The sequence below is a fragment of the Vescimonas coprocola genome, from assembly GCF_018408575.1.
Lineage (GTDB): Bacteria > Bacillota > Clostridia > Oscillospirales > Oscillospiraceae > Vescimonas > Vescimonas coprocola.
In genome coordinates this window covers 477,278-498,511 of record NZ_AP023418.1, presented here as the reverse complement: position 1 = coordinate 498,511, position 21,234 = coordinate 477,278, and the positions used below count along the sequence as shown (strand labels likewise).

25 protein-coding genes and 1 tRNA gene are annotated in these 21,234 nt (G+C 52.0%); 11 read left to right on the top strand and 15 right to left on the bottom strand.

Translation table 11 applies throughout. The features are described from left to right. The first annotated feature begins 147 nt into the window (after nucleotides 1-147). Nucleotides 148-236, top strand: a tRNA-Ser gene (locus tag KJS28_RS02510). 91 nt (nucleotides 237-327) lie between these two features. Here KJS28_RS02510 and KJS28_RS02505 read toward each other — a convergent pair. The 3 genes from KJS28_RS02505 to KJS28_RS02495 all read right to left on the bottom strand — a co-directional run bounded on the left by KJS28_RS02505 (nucleotide 328) and on the right by KJS28_RS02495 (nucleotide 1,882). Then, the gene (locus tag KJS28_RS02505; RefSeq protein WP_229365630.1) at nucleotides 328-1,260 is read right to left on the bottom strand and encodes a site-specific integrase; all 933 of its coding nucleotides are present in this window, start codon (nucleotides 1,258-1,260) and stop codon (nucleotides 328-330) included. 157 nt (nucleotides 1,261-1,417) lie between these two features. Further along, a complete protein-coding gene (locus KJS28_RS02500) occupies nucleotides 1,418-1,555 on the bottom strand; it encodes a cysteine-rich KTR domain-containing protein (protein WP_228298454.1) in 138 nt (45 codons plus the stop codon). Nucleotides 1,556-1,627: 72 nt separating this feature from the next. Further along, entirely contained in the window at nucleotides 1,628-1,882 is a 255-nt protein-coding gene (locus KJS28_RS02495) for a DUF1653 domain-containing protein (protein ID WP_177288864.1), read from the bottom strand. 156 nt (nucleotides 1,883-2,038) lie between these two features. Between KJS28_RS02495 and KJS28_RS02490 the strand changes: the two genes are divergently transcribed. Further along, entirely contained in the window at nucleotides 2,039-3,370 is a 1,332-nt protein-coding gene (locus tag KJS28_RS02490; RefSeq protein WP_213541590.1) for a sodium-dependent transporter, read from the top strand. On the opposite strand, the gene KJS28_RS02485 is transcribed toward KJS28_RS02490, so the two are convergent. From KJS28_RS02485 to KJS28_RS02430, 12 genes are all read right to left on the bottom strand, one after another. Further along, nucleotides 3,310-3,606 (bottom strand): ParB N-terminal domain-containing protein, encoded by a 297-nt coding sequence (locus KJS28_RS02485; protein ID WP_213541589.1) that lies wholly within the window; start codon nucleotides 3,604-3,606, stop codon nucleotides 3,310-3,312. The genes KJS28_RS02490 and KJS28_RS02485 overlap by 61 nt on opposite strands. 13 nt (nucleotides 3,607-3,619) lie before the next feature. Next, nucleotides 3,620-4,978: a relaxase/mobilization nuclease domain-containing protein gene (locus KJS28_RS02480; RefSeq protein ID WP_213541588.1), complete on the bottom strand. Its 1,359-nt coding sequence runs from the start codon at nucleotides 4,976-4,978 to the stop codon at nucleotides 3,620-3,622. Between the two features lie 329 nt (nucleotides 4,979-5,307). After that, the gene (locus KJS28_RS02475; RefSeq protein ID WP_228298423.1) at nucleotides 5,308-5,730 is read right to left on the bottom strand and encodes a class I SAM-dependent methyltransferase; all 423 of its coding nucleotides are present in this window, start codon (nucleotides 5,728-5,730) and stop codon (nucleotides 5,308-5,310) included. Between the two features lie 86 nt (nucleotides 5,731-5,816). After that, nucleotides 5,817-7,226, bottom strand: coding sequence for a recombinase family protein (locus KJS28_RS02470; protein ID WP_228298422.1), 1,410 nt, complete (start codon nucleotides 7,224-7,226; stop codon nucleotides 5,817-5,819). 101 nt (nucleotides 7,227-7,327) lie between these two features. After that, entirely contained in the window at nucleotides 7,328-7,723 is a 396-nt protein-coding gene (locus KJS28_RS02465; RefSeq protein ID WP_050618475.1) for a recombinase family protein, read from the bottom strand. After that, the gene (locus KJS28_RS02460; protein WP_213541586.1) at nucleotides 7,720-9,327 is read right to left on the bottom strand and encodes a recombinase family protein; all 1,608 of its coding nucleotides are present in this window, start codon (nucleotides 9,325-9,327) and stop codon (nucleotides 7,720-7,722) included. Before KJS28_RS02460 ends, KJS28_RS02465 begins: the two co-directional genes overlap by 4 nt. After that, on the bottom strand, nucleotides 9,328-11,034 hold the full coding sequence (locus KJS28_RS02455) for a recombinase family protein (RefSeq protein WP_008816136.1): 1,707 nt from the start codon (nucleotides 11,032-11,034) through the stop codon (nucleotides 9,328-9,330). A 15-nt stretch (nucleotides 11,035-11,049) separates the two neighbouring features. Further along, nucleotides 11,050-12,684 carry a recombinase family protein gene (locus tag KJS28_RS02450; RefSeq protein ID WP_213541585.1) on the bottom strand — a complete coding sequence of 545 codons (1,635 nt, stop codon included), beginning with the start codon at nucleotides 12,682-12,684 and terminating at the stop codon, nucleotides 11,050-11,052. A gap of 213 nt (nucleotides 12,685-12,897) precedes the next feature. Then, nucleotides 12,898-13,140, bottom strand: coding sequence for a DUF6870 family protein (locus KJS28_RS02445; protein ID WP_008816138.1), 243 nt, complete (start codon nucleotides 13,138-13,140; stop codon nucleotides 12,898-12,900). Nucleotides 13,141-13,651: 511 nt separating this feature from the next. Continuing rightward, entirely contained in the window at nucleotides 13,652-14,134 is a 483-nt protein-coding gene (locus KJS28_RS02440; protein ID WP_008816140.1) for a hypothetical protein, read from the bottom strand. A gap of 450 nt (nucleotides 14,135-14,584) precedes the next feature. Next, nucleotides 14,585-15,313, bottom strand: a complete 729-nt coding sequence (locus KJS28_RS02435; protein WP_008816141.1) for an ImmA/IrrE family metallo-endopeptidase — start codon at nucleotides 15,311-15,313, stop codon at nucleotides 14,585-14,587. After that, nucleotides 15,310-15,636 carry a hypothetical protein gene (locus KJS28_RS02430; protein ID WP_008816142.1) on the bottom strand — a complete coding sequence of 109 codons (327 nt, stop codon included), beginning with the start codon at nucleotides 15,634-15,636 and terminating at the stop codon, nucleotides 15,310-15,312. The genes KJS28_RS02435 and KJS28_RS02430 overlap by 4 nt, the downstream gene beginning before the upstream one ends. Nucleotides 15,637-15,839: 203 nt before the next feature. Between KJS28_RS02430 and KJS28_RS02425 the strand changes: the two genes are divergently transcribed. The 9 genes from KJS28_RS02425 to KJS28_RS02385 all read left to right on the top strand — a co-directional run bounded on the left by KJS28_RS02425 (nucleotide 15,840) and on the right by KJS28_RS02385 (nucleotide 21,233). Beyond that, nucleotides 15,840-16,268 carry a helix-turn-helix domain-containing protein gene (locus tag KJS28_RS02425; protein WP_005934745.1) on the top strand — a complete coding sequence of 143 codons (429 nt, stop codon included), beginning with the start codon at nucleotides 15,840-15,842 and terminating at the stop codon, nucleotides 16,266-16,268. Between the two features lie 140 nt (nucleotides 16,269-16,408). After that, entirely contained in the window at nucleotides 16,409-16,873 is a 465-nt protein-coding gene (locus KJS28_RS02420) for an ImmA/IrrE family metallo-endopeptidase (RefSeq protein WP_223385148.1), read from the top strand. A 24-nt stretch (nucleotides 16,874-16,897) separates the two neighbouring features. Continuing rightward, entirely contained in the window at nucleotides 16,898-17,722 is an 825-nt protein-coding gene (locus tag KJS28_RS02415) for a hypothetical protein (RefSeq protein ID WP_008816143.1), read from the top strand. 33 nt (nucleotides 17,723-17,755) lie between these two features. Further along, a complete protein-coding gene (locus KJS28_RS02410) occupies nucleotides 17,756-18,061 on the top strand; it encodes a hypothetical protein (RefSeq protein WP_008816144.1) in 306 nt (101 codons plus the stop codon). Continuing rightward, entirely contained in the window at nucleotides 18,061-18,747 is a 687-nt protein-coding gene (locus KJS28_RS02405; protein WP_148336294.1) for an AlkZ-related protein, read from the top strand. Before KJS28_RS02410 ends, KJS28_RS02405 begins: the two co-directional genes overlap by 1 nt. A gap of 6 nt (nucleotides 18,748-18,753) precedes the next feature. Continuing rightward, entirely contained in the window at nucleotides 18,754-19,233 is a 480-nt protein-coding gene (locus tag KJS28_RS02400) for a flavodoxin (protein WP_213541584.1), read from the top strand. A gap of 33 nt (nucleotides 19,234-19,266) precedes the next feature. Beyond that, complete coding sequence (locus KJS28_RS02395) at nucleotides 19,267-19,923, top strand: hypothetical protein (RefSeq protein ID WP_004851532.1); 657 nt, start codon at nucleotides 19,267-19,269, stop codon at nucleotides 19,921-19,923. 37 nt (nucleotides 19,924-19,960) lie between these two features. After that, nucleotides 19,961-20,170 carry a hypothetical protein gene (locus KJS28_RS02390; protein WP_008816147.1) on the top strand — a complete coding sequence of 70 codons (210 nt, stop codon included), beginning with the start codon at nucleotides 19,961-19,963 and terminating at the stop codon, nucleotides 20,168-20,170. Between the two features lie 19 nt (nucleotides 20,171-20,189). Beyond that, nucleotides 20,190-21,233, top strand: coding sequence for an O-acetyl-ADP-ribose deacetylase (locus KJS28_RS02385; protein ID WP_008816148.1), 1,044 nt, complete (start codon nucleotides 20,190-20,192; stop codon nucleotides 21,231-21,233). Nucleotide 21,234 lies beyond the last annotated feature (1 nt).

Below are 21,234 nucleotides of genomic sequence, written 5' to 3'. Positions count from 1 at the left end.
TCGAAATTTTTGGAAGCTCCGGCCGTTTCGTCCGCTGAAAATGTCCACCGTACAGGGCTTTGTGCGGGTTCGGATTTCACAATTTCATATTGTTCTTGCGTGTTTTTCTTGCATTCTTCCGGAGCAGGGATTACACTTGAGATATACGGAGAGTTGTCCGAGAGGTCGAAGGTGCGACACTCGAAATGTCGTGTTCCCAAAAGGAACCTAGGGTTCGAATCCCTAACTCTCCGCCAAAAACCCAGTCATATCAAGGCTTTTGCCCATATGACTGGGCTTTTCTTTTCTCTCAAGGTCACATCGGCGTACATGATTTTCGGCAAGAGCTCAGGTGTGCCAGCCGGTCTGCCTTGTGTCCGGCAGAGTCAGGAGATTGTCCATTACATTTGCCGAGGTGATCTTGGACTTGTAATCCAAATGGCTGTAAATATTCGCCGTCGTGCCAATATCGCTGTGGCCCAGCCACTCCTGAATTTGCTTCAGAGGCACATCGTTCGCCAAAAGCAGTGAGGCGCAGCTGTGTCTGAGGTCGTGAAAGCGAATGTGCCGCAGGCCGTTCTGCTCCAGCAGCTTGCTGAAATTGGCGGTAACGCTTCTGGGGTTGAAGATATTGCCCATGGCATCCACAAAAACATAGCCGTCATACTTTTTGCTGTAGCAATTTCCGCATACGCGCCGATTCTCCTTTTGCTGCTCCCTCAGCGCCAGCAGCTTTTCCCGGATGTTGCTGACCAGCGGCAGGGAGCGCAGGCTGGATTTCGTCTTGGCACGGTCGGCGCAGACGATTTCACATTTGCCGTCTATCTTTGCGTTGGTTACAATGTGCTTAATGGTGATGGTGTCCCGCTCAAAGTCGATGGCGTCCCATTTCAGCCCCAGCGCCTCGCTGCGGCGCAGGCCGTAAAAGGCGGTCATCTGAATCAGCAGGGAGTACGGATGATCCTTGGACGCTTCCAGCAGCCTCTCCAGCTCCTCCTGCCGGTAATAGTCTGCAATGTACCGCTGCTTCTTGGGGCGCTCCACCTTGTCGGCGGGGTTGAAGGGAATCAGGTCCATTTTGACGGCGTATTTCAGTGCCTTGTGGATATTGGCGTGATAGTGGATCACCGTACCGGACGACACGGTTTTCAGCTCATGCAGATAAAAGCTCTGAATGTGCTTGGCTTGGATTCCGTCCAGCGTCAGTCCGGTGTTTCGGAAATACGGCGCAATCTTCCCCTTTACCATCTGCGTGTAAGAGGAAAAGGTAGTCTTTTCCACCAAGCTGCGGATAATCTCCAGCCACAGCAGCGCCTCCGTGCCGGGATATCATGCATAAGCACTGCCGCAGCCAGCAGCAGGCGTACGGTAATTTCTTTCATAGGGGTTCTGTCTCCTTTCCTTCGACGCAAAAACGCAGAGCAAACCTGGAATGGAATCAAGTTCGGCTCTGCGTCTCTGCGTCTGGCATGATTGCTCTGTATTCTATTTTTCCACTGTGGGCTGCCACCAGGAAGGTCTGTTTACACTTGGGGCAGAACAGCGGGAAATTTTCCGGTATGGTATCCTCCCGGATCTAGGTGCGGGTTTTGCCCCAGCAGGCCGGGCACAGCACCCAGTGAATCTTTTCACACTCCATGGGACAGCCTCACTCCCCGTGATGCGCCACACTGGCGATCTCCTGCAGCTGGAAGCGGTATTCCTGGCGGACCTCCGGGTATTTTTCCCGGTCTACCCGGCTAAGGAACATCTCCAGCGGGCGGACCCACAGGCCGCCATCCCCGTACAGCTTGCGGTAGATGACACAGGGCACGCCGCTTTCCGAATCGTGCGCCAGGCCCTCCACCAGGTAATAATCGCCCTTAAAGTGGCGGTAAACTCTGCCGATCTGCAATTCCTGCATGGTGTTGTCCTCCTTAATTTGTCAAGCATATTTTTGCGGATATTTGGAATACCGGGCGGGGCTGTGTTGACTCTTTCGATATAAAGCGCTAAAATAGCAGGGAGCAGCAAGCCGGCCGCAAGGCACGGCTTGTTTTATGGAAACGGAGAAAATGAAATGAAACATCAAAAAAGCACACGGAGCTTTGCCAGCCGGTGGGGCTTCATTCTGGCCTCGGTCGGTTCGGCGGTAGGAATGGCCAATGTATGGGGTTTCCCAAACAAACTGGGCAGTAATGGCGGCGGGGCTTTCCTGCTGATCTACCTGCTGTTTGTCTTTATCTTCAGCTATGTCGGCCTTCCGGCGGAATTCGCCATGGGGCGGCGGGCGGCCACCGGCACCCTGGGGGCCTACCGCAATGCCTGGGCCACCCGTGGAGAAACAGCCGGGAAGGTGGGCGGTGTGCTGGGCTGGCTGCCGCTGGTGGGCTCCCTGTGCATCGCTATCGGGTATGCCGTTATTGTTACCTATGTGCTGAAAGCGCTGGTGGATTCCCTGACCGGCACCCTGATGACCGCCGATACCGCCGCCTGGTTTGCCTCTTTTTCGGCGCAGCCCTATTCGGTGGTGCCTTATCACATCATCGTAGTGGTGGGCACCCTGCTTACGCTGTTTCTGGGGGCCCACAGCATAGAAAAGACCAATAAGATCATGATGCCGCTGTTTTTCCTCATCTTCCTGGTGCTGGCGGTACGGGTATTTTTCCTGCCCGGCGCTGCGGAGGGATATCGGTTTATGTTTACTCCGCGGTGGGAGGCCCTGACAGACCCCATGATCTGGATCTGGGCCATGGGGCAGGCGTTTTTCTCGCTTTCGGTCACCGGCAGCGGCATGATCGTCTACGGGGCTTATCTCTCTCCGCAGGAGGATGTGGTGGGAGTGGCACAGCATACCGCCCTGTTTGATACCATCGCTGCGGTGGTGGCCGCGCTGGTCATCATCCCGGCCTGCTTTTCCTACGGGCTGGATGTAGGCGCGGGACCCAGCCTGCTGTTTGTCACGCTGCCCACCATTTTGCAGGATATTCCCCTAGGTCAGCTGTTTGCCGTTATCCTGTATATCGCCATGATCTTTGCCGGGGTCAGCTCGCTGCAAAACATGTTCGAGGCCGTGGCGGAATCGCTCCAGAACCGGTTCCCCCGGCTGAGCCGCACCGCTACCCTCATCATCCTGGCCGTACTGTGCCTTGGCTTCGGCATCGGTATGGAGACCATCTCCCAATGGGGGCCGTGGATGGATCTTGTTTCCATCTATATCATCCCCATCGGCGCTACGCTGGGCGCTGTTTCCTGGTTCTATGTAATGAAAAAGGACGAGCTGCTTTCGGCCATCAATACCGGCAGCGGGAAGACCCACGGCCGCCTGTGGTATGGCATCGGCCGGTACCTTTATGTTCCGCTGGCTGTTATCCTGTGCTGCGTTGCCCTGTTTATGAAGGTCGCATTCTGATCCCATAAAATACTGCCTCCCGCCGGAGAGAGTACGCCGGCATCGGCAATGCTCCGCATGAGCTGCGCCATTTCCTCGTCCTCCTTCACCTGGAAGGGGTGATTTTGAAAGGGTGTGAGGTCAGCCAGCGGGATTGCCTCTACCTTTGGCTTTTTCGCATCGAGCCGTTCCTCCGTGCTCATAAAAAGCTCCTCATACCCGGTCAGCCCCAAATCAATCGATCGGTCGTTCTTCATCGAATTCTTCCTTTCATCGTATAATCGTCTTGTCCTCTTGGGACGGTCGCTGATTTCGCAGCACCTGCTTCTCCCGCAGGGAGAGGTAGGGGTCGTTTTCCATCCACGCGTCCAATTCACACGCCAAGAGGGCTTTCAGCTTTGGGTTATCCTCAATCATGTTATAGGCGGTTTGCTTTTGCTTCCGAAGCCGGGAAAGCTCTGCGGTGCAGGCGGCGCAGGACTTTTTCAGCTCGACCCTCTCCGCAGGATCGGCGCAGCCTCGCTGCTTATTGCGGATTTTGCTGCGTGCAGCGGTTATTGCATCCATCTCCTTGTCCATTCGTGCAAGAAACCTCTGCACATCCTCCGGCGTGTCCAAATGCTCCCGACACACCAGCGTTATCTCAGCGGTGAAGCGATCTAGCTTGCGGCAAGCCTCCCGGCACTCTGCCGACAGGGGCTGCCGATACTCCTTTTCGTACAGCGGCGCAACGCCCAGCACGATTGCCACACAGCGGAAGAAGCTCAAATACCCGGTGACACGGGGCAAATGCAGATAGAAATCCCGCTGCCGGTAATATTTTTCCGTCGGCGGATTTTTCCTGGCATATTCCCGTGTGTAGGGCCTCATGAATTCAAAATAGCGCCGGGTCACACGGATGTCCCACTGGTTCTCCAGCAGCCTGTCCTGCAGCGCCTCCTTGTCATATTCGGCTCCCAGCCGGAAGGTGCGCATACACTTTTTAGCGCTTAAAGAACGGATGGTGGCGTACCTGCGGTAGGGATCGCACACGAACACATAGCCCTTCTTCCGCAGCACGGCACTCAGCTCCGTCCAGCTGCTCGATATCGTCAGCGCCTCGTCCAGTGCCCGCCGCATGAGGTTGTAGCGGGTGGGCTCGCCGTTCTTTTCGGCGAAGTAGACCGACCGCGCTGTTTTGTGCCGCTGGGGATTTTTCACCACCGACAGGCCATGCTCCTTGCAGATACGGTCGGACATATCCCGCAGCTTGTAGTAGACCTCGTATTTTGCCTCCAGCTTTTTGCCCGTCCACATATTCACCGGATTCACAACAAAGTGGTTGTGATAAGTGCCGGTGTTGAAGTGGGTGGCAACAAGCACCTGCCGGTCGTTCCCCCAAAGCTGCCGCGCCGTCTCCACGCCGATGCGATGGCATTCCTCCGCCGTGACCTCACCGGTCTTGAAGGACTGGTAAGCGTGGTAGGCCACATTGCCGCCGGCTTTGCCGAAGCGCCTCTGCACGGCAGCCATCTCCCCTGCGGCAGACTCCGCCCTGCAGCCAATTCCGGTGACGGCGTATTGCTGCTCCCCCTCATCCAGGGTTTTTTCTTTGTCGGCAGCATACACAGCGGATAAAACGGGAACCACACGTCACAGCCTGTCTCGCAGCACAGCTTACGCATCACAGGCAGGTCGCCCTTATCGGGACCGATCACCATACCGCCGCCGAAGAAATAGAGAATCGCGCGCTCGGACGGCTTCGAGTTTTCTCGCACGATCAGGCAGGGAAAGCCGCCCACTGTGATCGTCTCATAATGTGCTTTGTGGTCGGTGGGCGTAAAAACGCCACGATGCCGGTTCTGCTTTTCAATTTCCTTTCGCAGTGCATCCTCCGGCAAGGCGAACGCCTTTTTCGCGCCGGAGAGCTTATACGCCGTGCGCAGGATGGATGCAAAAATGCTCATGATTTAGCCCCCTCATTTCCACGCCGTAATGCAGAGCCAGCTTTTCTTTTTGTGTATCTGCACCCCGTGAAAACCCGCCTGCTCCAGATACGCCTTCAGCTCGGTGTCCTTATAGATGGTCATGCCGCCGATGATCGCCGTCCACTTTTCGTCCTTGTCCGTATCGCCATTGCTCTCGTTGCAGATGAGTAATGTCCCGCCGGGCTTCAGCACCCGGTAAACCTCCCGGAAGCACTGCGGCAGATCGGGCCAGAAATAGACGGTTTCAAAGGCCGTTACCGCATCGAACCAGTCGCCTGCAAAGATCATATCCGCCACGCTGCCTTGCAGGACGGCGCAGCGTCCCTCTGCGATGGCGGCCTCGTTGACCTTTTGGGATTTCTCCACACTGACGGGGGAATAGTCAATGCCCTTGACAATACTCCGGCGTTCCATAGGGACAATTTATGAACCTACCCACATAACTTAATATTTGTTCCTGTGGAGGGAGGCTGTGTTTCGGCACAGCCTCCCTTTTCTGCTCATGCAACCTCGTTTGGAATTTCTTCTGCCATGGAATCTGTCATACTCTGAGGCAGTTCATCCACCAGACCAATGTCGCGGTAATAGATACGCACCTCCTGCGGTGCTGTGCGGGAGTATTTCTCCGCACGCTCTCCGACCTCCACTCGCTTGATGAAGATGCGCAAGATCTCAGCGGTCAGCTCCGGGATCTCCTTGTACCGCTTGGCGTTCTCAATGAACCGGGCAATATTGGTGCTGGAGTCTTTCAGCTCCTGAAGCCTTACTTCCATGGCGGGGAGCTGCTCTTGAATCTCTTTCTGCTCGGTGGTGTACTCCTGAGAGAGGATGCGGTATTGCTCATCCGGGATACGGCCAAGGACGCTGTCCTCGTAGAGCCGTTTGAACAGCTTTGTCAGCTCAGCCTGGCGCTTCTGCATGGTGTCGATCTTCTTCCGGAGCACTGCAATCTCCTGCTGCGCCTCCTTGCCCTGCTTCTTGCGGATATGCTCCGCAAACCGCAGCTCATTCTGACGAGCGAAGTGCGTAACACGGCGGATATCATCCAGCAGGATGGCACTGAGCTCCTGTTCCCGGATGTAATGACCGGAGCAGACCTCCTTACCTTTTTTCTTATAGGTGGAGCACATGAAGTTGTTTTTCACCGCATCCATGGTGTGCGCCCGGTGCAGTACCATGGTGCCGCCGCAGTCCAGGCAATAGACCAGCCCGGAGAAGATATTCTGCTCGGCCATGTTGGCTCTGCGCCGCTTATGCTTGCGGATATCCTGTACGATCTCCCAGGTCTGTCGCGAAATAAGCGCCTCATGCGTATTCTCAAAGCGGAGCTGCTCAGACTCTGGACGCTCAATGCGCTTCTTGTTCTTGAAGGACAGGGTGGTGGATTTCAGGTTGATGGTGTGCCCCAGGTAAGTCTCATCCTCCAGAATGCCAGCGACGGTGTTGGTGGACCAGTTGTACGGCTGGGTGATGTCCACTCCGGTCAGTTCCACCCCATGCTTCTGGTAGTAGGAATACCCAGGCGTGGGAATTTTGTCTTTCTTGAGCTGCTTTGCGATCTGGGCAGGACCCTTTCCGGAAACGCAGAGGTCAAAGATGTAACGCACCACCGGAGCAGTCTCAGGATCAGGCACCATGTGCCGTTTGGGATCTGCCGGGTCTTTCATATACCCATAGCGGGGACGGGAGGAGACTCTGGCACCAGTCTCAGCCTTGAGACGAACCACGGAGCGTCCCTTTTTGCTGCAGTCCTTGGCATAGAACTCGTTCATCAGATTCCGGAAGGGCGTGAAGTCGTTGGTGGACTCGCACAGGCTGTCCACGCCGTCGTTGACGGCGATAAAGCGCACACCATAACTTGGGAAGATGAGTTCCGTGTACTGACCCACCTGAAGGTATTCACGGCCCAATCGGGACATGTCTTCTTGTGTCAAGTAGGGACTAAAAAAATTTTGAGAATTTACAAGCCGTTCATAGGTGGACAACCACCCGTGAACGGCTTGCGTTTTCTCTACGCTCTTGTGCCGTTCTTTGTGCGACGCTTCTTATACGCCGCCGCAAATGCCTCCAACATCGGAGTGACCGGAAGCTCGTTGTCAGGCTTGGACAGATACTCGAACCGGATGCCGTTCTCCCGGAACTTTCGCTCAAACCTCATGAAAGAGGAAGTGTCCCGGCTGATTCGCGAGGTGTCGCGGGTGAGGATCGTACCGATGTCCTGACGCTTGGCTTCGTTCAGCAGGAAGTTCATGATACCTTCCGTATGGACGCCGGAGATGCCGTCTGCCGCCACAGCAGCAGCCACCTCATAGCCTTTGTCCTTCGCATAGCGTTCCAGCTCTTCCCGCTGGTCTGCTGCCGCAAGCTGATCCGCACAGGCAACGCGGATATAAAGAAATACTTTCATTTGGCTTCTCCTTCTGATGTAGTGAGGAAGTCCTTGAACTTCCAGACGATTTCTATGTTGTCAAGATCGTAAATGTAGACCGCAGAAATGAATGCGTGGGTCAGCTCATAGGTCAGAGCTTTGCAGTCGGCGTACTGTTCGCAGACCGCATCCAGCTTTTCATCTGAACAGGCGGTCTCGGAGTCAAGCTCCTTCATCCGCTCGTGACTGCGCTGGATTGCTCCATCGTTTTCAGCAATCTTCACATCCGCTGCCGCCTTCTGCTGAATGTACGCCTCCTTCGTGATGCTTCCGGCTGCATACTTCTCGTAGAGCCTCAGCTTGGACGCCTTGTTCTGCTCGTTCTGCTTTTGCAGAGTGCGGATTTTATCAGCACATTCCTTGATGGCAGATTTCCGCAGATCACCGACTTCGCGGTTCTGTATTGCTTCCTTCTGTGCCAAAGCAAGAAACTGAGTAAGGGCATGGAAGACGACCTTCTCAATATCCATTTCCGGAAAGCTCCTGCCAACCGGACAGTCTGTGTTTCCGTTGTTGACCGAGTGAATGCACTGGAAGTATCGAATGCCAGCCTTGTTCTTTCGGCGTGTCATAGCACGTTTACAGTTACCGCAGCGGACGAGTCCCTTGAGCGGATAGTCATGCTGCTTGCGCGTGGGATTCCGTCCTCCGCCTCGAATGACCTTCTGAGCAAGCTCAAAGTCTTCCTTGCTGATAATAGCTTCATGCGTTCCTTCTACGATAATCGGCTCATTGACAACACGCTTTTTTGAGCCGACACCGCAGGACTTCATTTTGCGGCTGACCAGTGTTCCGGTGTAAACAAGGTTTTTGAGGATGTTATAGACCATCACGGTTTCCCAACTGATTTTCTCGCTCATGTTACTGAACTTCTTCTTGTCGGGATGCTTGCTCTTGAAGTATTGCCCCGGCGTCGGGATGCCGTCATCATTCAGGCTGCGGGCGATCTGAGAGGTGTTGCTGCCTTCCAGCGCCTCGCGGAAAATACGACGGATCACATCAGCCGCCTCCGGGTCTACGGCAAGTTTGTTCCGAATGGTGGGATGCAGGACGTAGCCGTATGGGGCGTAGCCACCGACATACTTGCCCTGCTTCATCATCTGGATTTTTGCCGATGTGGTCTTTACGGAAAGGTCTTTGCTGTATGCGGCGTAGATGATGCTGCGCATAACCACTTCCAGACCGCCCGTTGTGCCTTTGTAATCGTCACTGTCATAGCCGTCGTTGATGGAAATAAAGCGGACGCCCATGAATGGAAAAGTGCATTCCAGATAGTTTCCCGTTTCAATGTAGTCACGAGAAAAGCGGGAAAAGTCTTTGACGCAGATCAGGTTAATCTCGCCGCGCTTGACCTTCTCCATCATCTGCGTGAACTGAGGACGGTGAAAGTTCGTGCCGGTATAACCGTCATCCGCAAACTCAGACCGCTGACAGTGAGACAGCTCCGGATGATTGTCAAGAAAGCGATTGATGAGCATACGTTGGTTGCCGATGCTGTCACTTTCCGCCTTGCTGCCATAGCCGGTATCTTCATCAGCCATTGAGAGGCGGATGTAGATGCCGATGTTGTATTCCTTGCTCATTTACATCGCCTCCTGTACTTCCTTGATACTCTGAACGGTCAGAGCGTAAATATCGCCGTATTTCATGACCAGCTCGATTGAGCCGTCCTCATGGACTTTCACAAGCTCTACGGACTCGTCAACCAACTCCTGAGAGAGCATCGTTGCACCGCTGACGGATTTCATCAGCGTTAGCCACTTGTTGTCCTCGGACATTGCCTCGGCAAACTTTACCTTCCGCTGAACCGCTTCATCCAACCGCCGTGAAAGATCGACATACTGCTCATCGTAGGCTTTCTTGGCAAAGGCGTATTCCTCTTCATCGAGAATGCCTTCCGTGAAGTCCTCATAGAGCCGAGTACGCTTCTTGGAGATGCCGCTGAGTTTCAGATTCAGGCTTGTGATGAGCGCATTCTGCTGATCGCGGATGCTGCGTTCGCCTTCGCTGTTTCTCAGCTTGGCAAGCAGCTTGTCGTAATTGAGAGCCGCCTTGACTTGAAGCTGGATCGCCGCAAGCACATCGGCTTCGAGCTTGTCCTGCCGCGTATAGTGTGGCGTACAGAGATTGCCGCGCTTGACGGATGAACTGCACTCATAGAAGGCGTACCATGCGCCGTCCTTGCGCTTGTCAACGCGCTTGCGATGGAAATAGAGCTTCCTGCCGCAGTCTGCGCAGACGATTTTGTCTTCAAAGAGATTGATCAACGTAGCGCGGATTTCTTCCGTGCGCTCCATCTTCTCAACCCTTGTCCTTGCAGCAGCGTTCCGCATTTCTCGTACCTTCTGGAAGTCCTCACGGGAGATAATCGCTTCGTGAGTATTGGGAAAAACAATCCATTCCTCGCGGTCGATATGCTGATTTTTGACGCCCTTGTAGATAGCGTTCAGCGTCCGTCCGAGAACGGTATCTCCGACGTAGTGGGGATTATCCAGAATGGTAGTGAGTGAAGACTTGTTCCAAATCTTTTTCGCCGTAGCATTGCCTGTGCGGACGCCAACCTGATACTTCTGAAACTCCGGATTGGGCGCGTTCATTGCATCAAGCCGATCTGCAATCGCAGGAAGGGACAGCCCTTCAATCTTCCATTGGAAAATCTTCCGGACAATCGGTGCGGTTTCCTCATCGAAGACCATATTGCTGTGTTCTTCATCCCAGCGATAACCATACGGGAGATTGCGCTTCTTGAACTCTCCACTTTCCATCTGTGCCTTGAGCGCAGTAGAAACCTTGCGGGAGATGTCCTTCGAGTAGAGGGTGTTGATCATGTTTTGCAGAGGGATGATGAGGCTTTCGCCGGAGCCGTCCGCATCAAAGTTATCGTAGTTTTCCTTGATGGCGATAAACCGAAGCCCGATCTGCGGAAAGACCCGTTCCAGATAGGTTCCTGCCTCGATGTAGTCTCGCCCGAACCGGCTGAGATCACGAACCACAAGGCACTTGATCCTGCCGGTGCGGATGTCGTTCATCAGACGGTTGAACTCCGGTCTGTCAAAAACCGTACCCGTTCGTCCGTTGTCCACATAGGTATCTATCAGATTCAGGTAGGGACGCTCTGCAATGTAGGACTTGCAAATCTCAATCTGATTTGCGATGACATCCACCTTTTCGGACTTGCCGCTGTTTTCAACGGAAAGACGGGCATAGATGGCTGTTGAGAAGACCTCGGAAGAGACAGATTCAACAACCGGCTCTTCGACTGCAATTTGCTTTCTGCTTTTTCTTGCCATTTGCTCATCCCTCCTTTATACGGCAATATCCAGTTCATCGGCATAGCCGAGAACGTATTCAAGCGTCTGCTGGTATTCGTCCCTGTATTTGAAGACGATTTCGATTGCATGGTTTTCGTGAATCAGAATGCGGTCAACAAGGGACATCAGCACACGGCGGTTCAGCTCTTCGACGTTTTCATACTGCTTGAAAAGCGTTACCCAGTTCCGTTCGGTCGTGCCAGTTGTCACCGTCTGCTTCATTTCTTTTTTGACCCGCAGAAGTGCCTCCTGTTTGTCCTCAATGATTTTGGTGTAGCTACTGCGGAACTCGAAGTATTCCGATTTATCAATGACGCCGCCGATGAAGTTCTCGTAAAGACCCAGCTTGAGCTTTTGATACCGCTCAATCTCTTCCTCGATTTTTGCAATCTGGGCTTCGTAATTGAAAGCCTTACGGCTCTGAGACGGAAGCCGTTCAATCATTCCAAGCGCGTGTTCCAGATTGATGACAAGCTCGATCTGGTCATGAATAGCACGGAAGACCTTCTCTTCAACCTCTTTTGCGGCGATGCTGTGCGGGCTGCACGTCCGGCTGTGCTTATTGGTGGAGCAGACGTAGTAGATATACTTTTTCGTCTTCGACGGGACGGTCTTGCGGATCATTGGCTGCTGACAGTCTCCGCAGAACAGGAAGCCGGAAAACAGATGCGCTTCGTCCTGATCGGGCGAACAGCGCATATCCCGCTGCATCATGACCTTGACTGCCATGAAGTCCTCGTAGGACACAAGAGCTTCATGCGCATTTTCTACCTTGACCCACTCGGATTCATCCTTGCTTTTCACAACGCGGACTTTGTAGTTGGGAGTGCCGCGCTTGCCTTGCGCCAGAACGCCGATATAAACCTCGTTGGTGAGAATACGCTGGACGGCTTTGTATGTCCATTTTGCGGTATCGCTGGTTTTGAAGACGGTATCAAACTTCACACCGGCGGAATGCTTGTATTCCATTGGGGACAGGACGCCCATCTGGTTCAGACGCTTTGCAATACGTCCGATGGAGAAGCCGTCCTTGTACATGGAAAAGATCATCTGCACATATTCGCTGACCGCTTCATCCACGATGAGCTGGTTTTTGTTCTCCAGCGATTTCATGTAGCCGTAAGGCGCGAACGAGCCGACGAACTCACCGCTCTTCTGCTTGACTTCCAGACTGCTTCGGATTTTCATGGAGATGTCCTTGCAGTAAGAATCGTTAATCAGGTTTTTGAACGGGATAACAAAGGAGTCGGACTGCGGATCACCGGTCAGACTGTCATACGCATCATTGATTGCGATGAAGCGAATGCCGAGCTGCGGGAAAATCTTTTCAATGTAGCGTCCGCCGTCGATGTAGTTTCTTGAGAAGCGGCTGAGATCCTTGACCACGATGCAGTCAAGCGCACCCTTGCGGATTGCCTCTTCCAGCTTTTTGAACTGAGGACGATTGAAGGAAACGCCGCTGTAACCGTCATCCACAAACGGCTCACAGACAAGCTCTAAATCATCGTGCCTTGCAATGTAGTCCTCGCAGATGGCTCTCTGGCTGGCGATGGAGTTGCTTTCTACTTTGTCTCCATCCTCACGGGACAGGCGGCAGTAGATCGCCGTGCGGTAAACCTTGTCTGGCATAAAAATAACCTCCGTTTTTCTGTTTGGTGTGGTACATCAAATCAGAAAGACGAAGGCTTGCTTCAACTCTTATGAGAGGAACACGAAAACGCCACATGACCATCTAGGCAAGCGGCTTAATCCGTATTCTTCTTTTTTTGACCGATTTCATTATACCACAGGCTCAATCGCTTGTCCATAGAACCGGGTGAAAAGATTCAGACTGTTCATAAATCAAAGACCTCTCAGATAGTGTTCCAGACAATCTTCCATTGTCGTGTCCGTCGCGGCGAAGCTGATCTTCACCACAGTTTTCCCGTCCAGATAACAGTAGGGATTTCTGATCTGCTTGATGAACTCCCTCAGCCTGTCCTCGCGCGGTGCCGCAGGATCAAGCCGGATGCTGCTTCTCTGAACGAGTGTGCTTCGGTCAACCGTTTTCGGGCTGACGCTTTTCATTGTTTCAATGCCCATCATATTCTAAGCACCTCCTGTTTCGTGGAAATATTCAGGACAAAAGGATATGGCAGAGCATCTTGTGAAGACACTCTGCCACATAGTTTTCATCCTGAAACTATATAGTAAGTTTCTTTTGGGTTTGTTTCATTGTCCGGCATATTTGCAGCTCGCGCCCCTGCCAGAAGAACTTTGCAGTTCCGGGAATGCTGCGGACTACCAATGGTCAATCGGTATCATGGGACTCTCACCCCTCCGAGGATCGCTCCGAGCCGCCCATTCAAAGAAAAGACGGAAGTATCATTATACCCGGCATCTGCATCGTCGCAAGCAGCCGCACCACACGACTGTTATAGCTCTCCGGAGGTCGCTCACTCCCTTTCGGGAGGTCTTGGCGTCGGAAGCTGTGTTGCTTCGCAGAAGCGGAAAGATCCGCAGCACTGAACTATTCAGTTTTCAAGGAGCAGTGAAGTGGTCTGATTGACCCTTTCACTTTACAACGGACATCTTTTTGCCGTTTGTTGAGTACCGCTCAAAAAATTCTTTGAAATTTTTTCTGCACCGCTGCTTTGAGGTCAAATGCAGCTCTGATGCCGATGCCTTTCCTTCGGGCAAACTCTCGAAGAGTCAGTCCTTCACGGGTCATCGCAAGATACAATTCGCGCTGCTTCCCGGTCAGAATGGAAAGAAGCTCCTTCTCTTTGAGAGCGGTGATCAGTTCCTCCATGCAGTCGCGGGAGTCTGCCAGCCATGCAGCGGACTTCACATCGTCCTCCGGCATAGCGTCAAGGGACAGCACGGTATCAGAAATTTTCTCTGCGCCGTCCTCATCCTCAGAGGTGTTGTCAGAGCCATACGAGCGTCTGATCCGCTTTTCCTCTGCGCGAAGGATTCTCATAACCTTGCGGTCAACCTCGGAAACTTCGCCGGTTCGTTTCACGCGCACCATGCACTTGCCGTCCTCCGTAGTCCAGAGGTCGTAATCGAACGCGATAGGGGTTTTAGGGATTTTCATTGTTCATCCTTTCCGCTGCGCGGGAGCAGCGGGAAGGGTGAAGACAGAAAAAGAGCCGCATGACGGTGAGGTTTGAATCCCATGCCGATAAAACAGAGCAATTAAACTCTGTCTCATGCGGCATTAGGATGACTTCACCTATCAGGCGGCTCCACAGCTCAGCTATGACATATATTTTATTTTAGAACAGAGGCTTGTCCTCCGGTTCTTACTTGGTACGCGGTCGCAGTCTTCTCATATTCAGCACATCAAAGACTGTGATCCGCCCGCATTTCTTGCACTTGGATTCTACATGACCCCTCGTGTCCTCGTAGACAGCAATGGCATTATGCTGACAATAGGGACATTTCAGGTATCGGGGCTTCTGCTGGGAAATGGCAACTCTTGCCCTGCGGATTTTTTCGATCAGCTCCGGCGTCGGTTCCTGAACCCTAATGGATGCTCTCTTCATTACCACACCTCCAATGGGTCAACATACTCACTGAATGGACGATCTACCATGTAGCCGAGCTGACGAAGGCGGATAGACGCCGTTGTCTTGGAGACACCGAACAACCGGCAGAAAAGGCGCAGCGTTAAGTGATCACCATACGAATACCTCCCCTCGTAATTGATCAGCGGCGTTTCTGCAAACCGACGCATTGCCAGGTCAACCTCTTTTTGAGGAAGCAGGATCGCCGCGCCCAAGACATTTGCTTGCCACTCGTTCCAGTCCTCGCGGGTTTTCAGCTCTCGCGGCGTATAGGCTGTCCGTGCGGAATATTTCATTTCGCAGGACGCCTTTACCTCTTCCGATTCCAGTTGGAAGAGAATCTGATGGGCGCACTCGTGGGCAAGGGTAAATCTGCGCTTGGCGCAGAGCCGCTGCACATTTCCGGATCGAATGAAGCTCTCGTCCAAGATGACCTGATTACGCTTCAAAGCCAGTGTGCGCGTAATACCAAGTTCCGTGATCTTGTACTCAGTGTCGGCATAGGCAGTGACACCGCAGATGCTTCCGTCCGGCGAGAGACGGGCGAATGATACGCGAAGACCGAGATAGTTCTTTGCAAACTGATCAATGGGTGTTGGCAAAGCTGATCGGTCGGGCTTGTCCGCCTCATCCCCGAAAAAGAACCGGTTGAAGTCCTTCGTTGTTGAGGCTGCAATTTCTTCAAGTTGGCGCTGGGATAAAATCATGAGCAGTTGTCCTCCTTTGCTTCGACGAACCACTTGTCTCCTTCGTGGAAAAGAAATGACTCCTTTCCGCGAATCTGAACTGTGTAACGGATGCCTCCGCCCCAAACCTTTTTGGATGTGGCGCGGCATTTGTATAGAATCTGGTCGATTTGAAAGATTACACCGTTGTCCCACCAGATAAGGCGAGGAAGGATTGCCCCCTCCTTGTCCACATCCAGCGTAACCGGGACGTATGCTTTTCTGTACTGTGTAGCCATTTCCGTTTTTCTCACTCCTGTTCCCTCATACCGGTGTATGCCGGTATGGATGATCTTCGGCAGCATAAATGCCTGTCCATTTGAACTGCTCAAAAGATGTAACTTTTTCGTGTACAACTACTCATGCCCCTTGACAGGATGAGCAATTCAGGATATACTATGAGTAGTTGGATTGCTCAGTCATTATTATACGCACTTCAAGTGCCTTTGTCAATAGACTTGCGCAATTTGATGTCGCAAACTTTTTGTGAACAGGAGTGATTACCAAAATGACGTTTGGAGAGAAATTCAAGGCTGAACGGGAGAAGCGGAAGCTGACCCAGCAGGAAGTAGCCGATGCACTGGGGATCAACAGGCGTATGATTACCCGGTACGAGAACGGCATTTCCTTCCCCCGTACCAAGGACGCTTACAGAAAAATCGCGGAATACTTCAAGGTGGATGTGAACTATCTGCTGACCGAGGACGAAGAGTTTGTGGTTCAGGCATCCGAGCAGTACGGCTCCCGTGGCATGAAACAGGCAAAGGACCTGATTGAAGGGATGTCCGGCTTGTTTGCGGGCGGTACGCTGTCTGAGCAGGACAAGGATGCGGTGATGAAGGCGTTGCAGGATATATATTGGGAATCCAAAGCCCGGAATGTTGAGAAATACACGCCGAAGAAATACAAGAAGACCGGTACGGACGCAGAGGAATAACTGTCTGCGTCTCGGTTTCTTGACGGATTTACTTTGACTGTTTTCAACATGAAAGGGGTGAAGGTCCCGTGATAATTCGCTCCGAGGAAATATACAAAAAGGCGAACAGCATTGTCAAAAGCTGTGGAACAAGAGATACCTTGAAGATTGCCCGTGAGCTGGGCATTCATCTCCATTTTCTTGACAATCTGAACGATCTGCTCGGAATGTACACCTACCGCCATAAAGAGCGGCATATTCTTCTGAACTCCAACATGGAGTATCTGATCATGCAAATGGTTTGCGGTCACGAGATCGGGCATGATACCTTTCACCGTGATCTTGCCAAAGGAAACGAACCGCTCCCGGAGTTCGTGCTGTTCGATATGCGCACAAAACACGAATATGAGGCGAATGCGTTTGCCTCACACCTGATCATTGACGATGATGAGCTGATTGACCTGATGAAGCAGGACTACGATGTGGTGCAGCTCTCGGCTGCAATGGGAACAAACATCAACCTGATGCTGATCAAGCTCAACGAACTGAACCGCATGGGCTGGCAGCTCAACTTGCCTTATGTACCGCACTCTGACTTCCTGAAAAATGTCAGACCGGAGGGGTGAATGAGGATGAAGGATAGTAATTAGATGAACAACGACGACTATAAAGAAGCCCTTTTCTATGCCGCTTCCATCTTTAACGAACGCTTGGGGGCAGAGTTCAGTGAGGACAACCTTGTACTGCGCTGCTTTCAGACGGAAAACCAGCAGGAAGTCTTTGAGCAGTTCTGCAAGCAGTATTTCCCTGACCGGCTGGAAGACCGATATACAGAGGACGGCTATTTTGACTTTCACGCCTCTGCATTCGTCGGCACAGGAGATGGCGCGGACGGAATCCTTCTGCGCACAGACATAGCGCGTCATCCGGCAGAGTTGAAGCACATTCTTCTGCATGAGCTGGCGCATATCTTCTGCACCCGCAACGAGATTGACGGAGATAATTTCTTTGAGCGATACTGCATGGACGATACCATCAGCCGCAAAGAGGACGGAACCATTAACGCCGGTTATGCGGTCTGGCGGGAACTGATTGCGGAGCTGATTGCATTTGAGCTGGATGACAACTGCGATGTAGTTCCGCTTCGACGCAAGAAAGACCTACTCAGCTATTACGAAGGAGAACTCCTGACCGGCAACGGAAAAATGGGCGTCAGCATGATTCTCTGTGAGGCAATGACCAGTGCTGAGGGCGAAGCGTCTATGACATGGGACGCTGCCAAAAGCAAGTTTACGCGGTTCAAGCCCTTTGATGATCCGCTGTACAGGGACTTGCTGGAACTGGTTTTTACACACGTTAGAGAATACTTTATCGTGATCGACCGCGACTTTATCTATGAAATTGGAGTTTTGTATCTGAGCATTGCCGCACAAGCGATGATTGCGTCCCTAAAGAACAGATTTCAGGAAGAATAGGCAGACCGAAAGAGAGAAAGGACGGGCAACGATATGAAATATAAGCTGTTTCGCTCCCCCGGTAATCTGGACAAGGCAGTCCGGAAGCACGAACTGGTTGCCGTGGAGACCGGCAAGAACATTGATGATGTGGCAGAAGCGCTTATCCGTGATGTTCGGGATGATCTTGCGGAAATGCCGGAGTATGCGCACTGTGAAACCGCTGCGTATGCACCGGAACCAATTCAGGAGCATCGCCGCGTAAGACGTTATCAGTATGAGATGATGGGTGTTGTTTACCCGCAGTATGCGGAGAAGAACATCCTGATTGATTATGGCGTGATTGAAGAGGCGGAGTAATGTCAAAGAGATATGCCAGACAACTACATAGTGCAGATGGTTTGATTGCCGCCGTCGAACAATACGGCTTTCTGCCCTTCTTTCGGAACGAGATTCACGGCTTCTCCATCGAGGAACTTTGCCCACCTGAGTTATGGTTTGCGGATGATGTAGATGGTCCGTGGGAATGGAAAGGACCGGCTGCGCGGAGCGGCAAATGTCTTTACGGCAAACTTTTCAACAAGAAGGCTGGATTTGTGAGTCGGGAGTGGATTCCGGACTTTGCGAACTTCCGGCGTGACGGCTATGACTTTGACGCCCGTTGGGATGACGGCTTGGCGTCCTACAAGGACAAGGAGCTTTATGAAGCCATAGCCGGTGAAGGCAGGATGCTTTCCAAACGGCTGAAAGAGGCTCTGAACTACCGCAAGGGCGGCAACACCGGTTTTGAGACGTGCATCACGCGGCTGCAAATGCAGAGCTATGTCTGCATCGCAGATTTCGTCTATATGCAGGACAGATACGGAAAACCTTATGGATGGGGTGTCGCGGAGTATGCAACCCCGGAAGAACTTTTCGGGTACGACCTTATCACATCTGCCTATCAGCGAGACCCGCAGGAATCCAAAGAGCGCATGATGCAGCATCTTTCCTCTATCCTGCCGGATGCGTCCGCACAGCAGATTACGAAGATATTGAAAGGATAAAACACCATGAGCAAGAAACTTGTAGCGTATTTTTCTGCGTCCGGCGTGACCGCAAAGGTTGCCGAGACGCTGGCAGAGGCAATCGGCGCGGACATCTTTGAGATTGAGCCGAAGGTGCCTTATACGGAAGCCGATCTGAACTGGATGGACAAGAAAGCCCGCAGCACGATTGAGATGAACGATCCTGCTTCCCGTCCAGAGATTGCCATAAAGCGGGACAACATGAAGGACTACGACGCAATTTTTGTGGGCTTCCCGATCTGGTGGTACGTTGCGCCGACGATTATCAATACGTTCCTTGAGAGCTATGATATGACCGGCAAGACGATCATCCCGTTTGCAACCTCCGGAGGAAGCGACATTGGCAAGACGAACGAACGCCTTGCGCCGAGCTGCAAAGGCGCAAAGCTGATGGACGGCAAGGTTTTCAAGGGCTGCGTCGGGCATCAGGAGCTTGCGGCGTGGGTTGAAGGACTTGGACTTTAAGGGGCAGACAAATCGGAATTTGTGAGGGTAATTATGATAAATTTTTTGAATGATATAAGGAATGCAGAAAATCCAATATCCAATAATAGAAAACTTATAAATACCATAGCGATATTGTTTCTCGGAATAGCTTTGGGAACTTTCTCAAAATATCTGGATTTTCGTCAAACTGAACTTCCAGGTGTGCTTATGGCAATAAATGGAGTCTTAGATATTGGTAATTTTCTTGGGCGTTTTGCAATCTGGATATTGATTGCACTGTGTATTTCTATTTATAGCAATTCTGCAATAAGAGCAAGCATCAATGTTTTTGTATTCTTTGTTGGTATGGTTGCAAGCTACTATTTGTATTCAAACTATATTGCAGGATTTTTCCCAAGAAGTTATGCGATGATTTGGTTTGGATTTACAGCTGTTTCTCCATTATTGGCTTTTGTCTGTTGGTATGCAAAGGGGAAAAGCAAACTGGCATTTATACTATCAGCGCTGATTTTGGCAGTATTGTTCAATATGTGCTTTGTATATGGATGCTGGTATTTTAATGCAAAATCTGTTTTGGAAGTGATAGTCTTTATTATTGGACTTATTGTTTTGAGGAGAGACACATTGAGGAGTTCTGCGCTAATGGGAACGATTAGTATAGTTCTTGCAGTTTTACTTGATATGGTTATTCCATTTCATTTTGGATAAACAACTTCCAGTTTAACGAACAGGAGATGATGAACGCATGAAAATCCTACATGAACTTTCTTGGCTATGGGAAACGCTGGGCATTGCGCTTGTTGCTGCGGCTGTCTGCATGGCTTGCACTGCTCTGATTGGCAAGGCAGCGAAGAAGAAGCTCGACAAAAAGGTGTTGGCAGTCGTAGGGGTAGCGGCATTTGTGGGCGCGATTCTGGCGGTCATTCTGATCGCCCGGACACCGATGCCGCTTTGATAGGACGGAGGATAGAATAATGCCGCTTCAAATTGTCAGGAATGACATCACAAAAATGAAGGTGGACGCCATCGTCAACGCTGCCAACGAGTCGCTGCTGGGTGGCGGCGGTGTGGACGGCTGCATTCATCGTGCTGCAGGACCGGAACTGCTGGCGGAATGTGAAACGCTCCACGGCTGCAAAACCGGGAGCGCAAAAATCACGAAGGGCTACAAGCTGCCCTGCAAATATGTCATTCATGCTGTCGGTCCGCGCTGGTATGACGGGCGGCATGGTGAGCGCGAACTGCTGATCTCCTGCTATCAGACTTCGCTTATGCTGGCGAAGAAATACGGATGCGAGTCGGTTGCGTTCCCGCTGATTTCCTCTGGCATCTTTGGCTATCCGAAGGATCAGGCTCTCAAAGTGGCGATTGACACCATTAGCAGTTTCCTTCTTGAAAACGAAATGACGGTGTACATCGTCATTTTCGACCGCAAAGCCTATCAGATCAGCGGCAAGCTGTTTGCCGACATTGCTTCATACATAGATGACCGCTATGTGGACGAACATACAGATAGTCGTTCCGAGCGGCTGCGCAGAATGAGTGCCTTCCGGATGGAAGAACCCATGCCTTGCGAGGCATCCGTTTGTGAAGAGGCAATCGAACAGCTCATGCCTCCCGTCTCTGCGGCGGCTGCCCCCAAAAAGGCGGCAACCCTTGATGACGCGCTGGGACAGATCGACGAGAGTTTTTCCGAGATGCTTCTGCGAAAGATTGATGAGCGCGGCATGACGGACGCGCAGTGCTATAAGAAGGCGAATATTGACCGGAAGCTCTTCTCGAAGATCCGCTCGGACAAGTCTTATAAGCCTTCCAAGCCCACGGTCATTGCGTTTGCCATTGCCCTTGAGCTGCCGCTTGTTGAAATGAAGGATATGCTCATGAAGGCTGGCTTTGCGCTCTCCCACTCCAACAAGTTTGACATCATCGTGGAGTATTTCGTGGAGCATGGGAACTATAATGTCTTTGAGATCAACGAGGCTCTGTTTGCCTTCGACCAAAGTTTAATAGGAGCATAAG

Coding starts and splice junctions, on each gene's coding strand:
- KJS28_RS02495 (WP_177288864.1), bottom strand. CDS start 1,882: ATGCAGGAATTGCAGATCGGCAGAGTTTACCGCCACTTTAAGGGCGAT.
- KJS28_RS02490 (WP_213541590.1), top strand. CDS start 2,039: ATGAAACATCAAAAAAGCACACGGAGCTTTGCCAGCCGGTGGGGCTTC.
- KJS28_RS02485 (WP_213541589.1), bottom strand. CDS start 3,606: ATGAAGAACGACCGATCGATTGATTTGGGGCTGACCGGGTATGAGGAG.
- KJS28_RS02475 (WP_228298423.1), bottom strand. CDS start 5,730: ATGGAACGCCGGAGTATTGTCAAGGGCATTGACTATTCCCCCGTCAGT.
- KJS28_RS02465 (WP_050618475.1), bottom strand. CDS start 7,723: ATGAAAGTATTTCTTTATATCCGCGTTGCCTGTGCGGATCAGCTTGCG.
- KJS28_RS02460 (WP_213541586.1), bottom strand. CDS start 9,327: ATGAGCAAGGAATACAACATCGGCATCTACATCCGCCTCTCAATGGCT.
- KJS28_RS02455 (WP_008816136.1), bottom strand. CDS start 11,034: ATGGCAAGAAAAAGCAGAAAGCAAATTGCAGTCGAAGAGCCGGTTGTT.
- KJS28_RS02450 (WP_213541585.1), bottom strand. CDS start 12,684: ATGCCAGACAAGGTTTACCGCACGGCGATCTACTGCCGCCTGTCCCGT.
- KJS28_RS02445 (WP_008816138.1), bottom strand. CDS start 13,140: ATGATGGGCATTGAAACAATGAAAAGCGTCAGCCCGAAAACGGTTGAC.
- KJS28_RS02440 (WP_008816140.1), bottom strand. CDS start 14,134: ATGAAAATCCCTAAAACCCCTATCGCGTTCGATTACGACCTCTGGACT.
- KJS28_RS02435 (WP_008816141.1), bottom strand. CDS start 15,313: ATGATTTTATCCCAGCGCCAACTTGAAGAAATTGCAGCCTCAACAACG.
- KJS28_RS02430 (WP_008816142.1), bottom strand. CDS start 15,636: ATGCTGCCGAAGATCATCCATACCGGCATACACCGGTATGAGGGAACA.
- KJS28_RS02425 (WP_005934745.1), top strand. CDS start 15,840: ATGACGTTTGGAGAGAAATTCAAGGCTGAACGGGAGAAGCGGAAGCTG.
- KJS28_RS02415 (WP_008816143.1), top strand. CDS start 16,898: ATGAACAACGACGACTATAAAGAAGCCCTTTTCTATGCCGCTTCCATC.
- KJS28_RS02410 (WP_008816144.1), top strand. CDS start 17,756: ATGAAATATAAGCTGTTTCGCTCCCCCGGTAATCTGGACAAGGCAGTC.
- KJS28_RS02405 (WP_148336294.1), top strand. CDS start 18,061: ATGTCAAAGAGATATGCCAGACAACTACATAGTGCAGATGGTTTGATT.
- KJS28_RS02400 (WP_213541584.1), top strand. CDS start 18,754: ATGAGCAAGAAACTTGTAGCGTATTTTTCTGCGTCCGGCGTGACCGCA.
- KJS28_RS02395 (WP_004851532.1), top strand. CDS start 19,267: ATGATAAATTTTTTGAATGATATAAGGAATGCAGAAAATCCAATATCC.
- KJS28_RS02390 (WP_008816147.1), top strand. CDS start 19,961: ATGAAAATCCTACATGAACTTTCTTGGCTATGGGAAACGCTGGGCATT.
- KJS28_RS02385 (WP_008816148.1), top strand. CDS start 20,190: ATGCCGCTTCAAATTGTCAGGAATGACATCACAAAAATGAAGGTGGAC.